This window comes from Halomonas sp. 707D4, from assembly GCF_024158685.1.
Classification (GTDB): domain Bacteria; phylum Pseudomonadota; class Gammaproteobacteria; order Pseudomonadales; family Halomonadaceae; genus Vreelandella.
Map to the genome: position 1 here is coordinate 1 of NZ_JAMZBD010000574.1, position 1,717 is coordinate 1,717.

Annotated in this window: 3 protein-coding genes; all 3 read right to left on the reverse strand. The window is 64.9% G+C overall.

Annotated elements, in window-relative coordinates:
• On the reverse strand, window positions 1-690 hold a 690-nt coding region (gene ispH / locus BIS11_RS16720), incomplete at its 3' end, for a 4-hydroxy-3-methylbut-2-enyl diphosphate reductase (RefSeq protein WP_253586604.1).
• Window positions 691-837: 147 nt separating this feature from the next.
• Entirely contained in the window at window positions 838-1,281 is a 444-nt protein-coding gene (gene fkpB, locus BIS11_RS16725) for an FKBP-type peptidyl-prolyl cis-trans isomerase (RefSeq protein ID WP_253421301.1), read from the reverse strand.
• A gap of 8 nt (window positions 1,282-1,289) precedes the next feature.
• Window positions 1,290-1,717 (reverse strand): signal peptidase II (gene lspA / locus BIS11_RS16730; RefSeq protein WP_253586605.1); only part of this gene is annotated, 428 nt, incomplete at its 5' end.

Below are 1,717 nucleotides of genomic sequence, written 5' to 3' on the forward strand. Positions count from 1 at the left end.
GTTGGAGTTGGAGCTGTTGGGACTGCCCACCACCAGGATCAGATCGTTTTCAACGGCGAGTTCGCGCACTGCGTCCTGACGGTTCTGCGTCGCGTAGCAGATGTCGTTCTTGCGCGGGCCCTGGATCTCGGGGAACTTGTCGCGCAGGGCGTCGATCACCTTGGCGGTATCGTCCATCGAAAGCGTGGTCTGGGTGACGAAGGAGAGGGTCGCGGGGTCGGCGACTTCGAGCTTCGCCACGTCCTCTTCGTCCTCGACCAGATAGATGCGCCCGCCGAAGGAGGTATCGTAGCGCCCCATGGTGCCCTCGACCTCCGGGTGCCCTGCGTGGCCGATCAGGATGCACTCCTGACCGCGCTTGGCGTAGCGCAGCACCTCCATGTGTACCTTGGTGACCAGCGGGCAGGTGGCGTCGAACACCTTGAGCCCGCGCCGGTCGGCGTCTTCCTGGACCGCCTGGGAGACGCCGTGGGCGGAGAAGATCACGATGACGTCGTCCGGCACCTCGTCGAGCTCCTCGACGAACACCGCGCCACGCTCGCGCAGCGAATCCACGACGAACTTGTTGTGGACCACTTCGTGGCGTACGTAGACCGGCGGGCCGAACACGTCGAGTGCCCGGTTGACGATGTCGATGGCGCGGTCCACCCCGGCGCAGAAGCCGCGGGGATTGGCCAACTGAATGGTCATCGGATGGGTCGATTCCGAAGGCTCTGAGTGGGGTGCGTGCATAAAGGCGCCTTGATGCGTAAACATCGCTTGGTGAGTGAAAACCCGTGCTCTACCTGACAGCCGCGCGCCGAACGGGTTCGCTACGAATCGCGCGGCGTGCCGGGCTCAATGAGTGGTCGCGGGCCTGACGTCGAGCACCTCGACCTCGAAGGTCAGTGTACGCCCGGCCAGCGGATGATTGAAATCCACCTCGACCCGGTCGCCATCGATGGTCTTGACCACACCGGGAAGCTCGGTGCCCGCCTTGTCGGCGAAGGACATCACCATGCCGACCTCCGGCGCTTCGTCGCCGAAGTCGGCGCGCTTGAGCAGCTGGATGTTCTGGGCGTTGTGCTGGCCGAAGGCGTGCTCCGGGGTGATCTCGAAGGCGCCCTGCTGACCCGGTGCGAGGCCCTTGATCGGGTGCTCGAAGCCCGGCGGCAGGTTGCCGTCGCCGAAGGTGAAGGTGGCGGGGGCTTTCTCCCTGGTGGAGTCGACCACCGTGCCATCCTCGAGCTTCAGGGTGAAGTGCAGGGTAATCTCCATACCCTCGTCGATGACGTAGTCCATGCGTGCTCCTAGTGGGTGCTGTCGGCCGGGACGGCCTTGCGACGGCGCCGGTCGCCCATGAAGGATTCCCAGATCAGCCCGAGGGCGCCCAGGGTAATGCCGATGTCCGCCACGTTGAAGGCCGGGTAGTACCAGCCGGCGACGTGAAACGACAGGAAATCCACCACGTAGCCGTGCACCAGCCGGTCGAACAGGTTGCCCAGCGCCCCGCCGATGATCAAGGGCAGCGAGATCGCAAGCCACTTCTCGTCGGCACGAATGCGCGACAGCCACACCGTCAGGCCGATGCTCGCCCCTACGGCGACGATGGCGAAGAACCACCGCTGCCAGCCGGGGTGGCTGGCCAGGAAGCTGAACGCGGCGCCCGTGTTGTGCAAAAGGCGCAGATCGAAGAACGGCAGCACCTCTACCGGGCGATTGTAGACGAGCATATGGC

Coding starts and splice junctions, on each gene's coding strand:
- fkpB (WP_253421301.1), bottom strand. CDS start 1,281: ATGGACTACGTCATCGACGAGGGTATGGAGATTACCCTGCACTTCACC.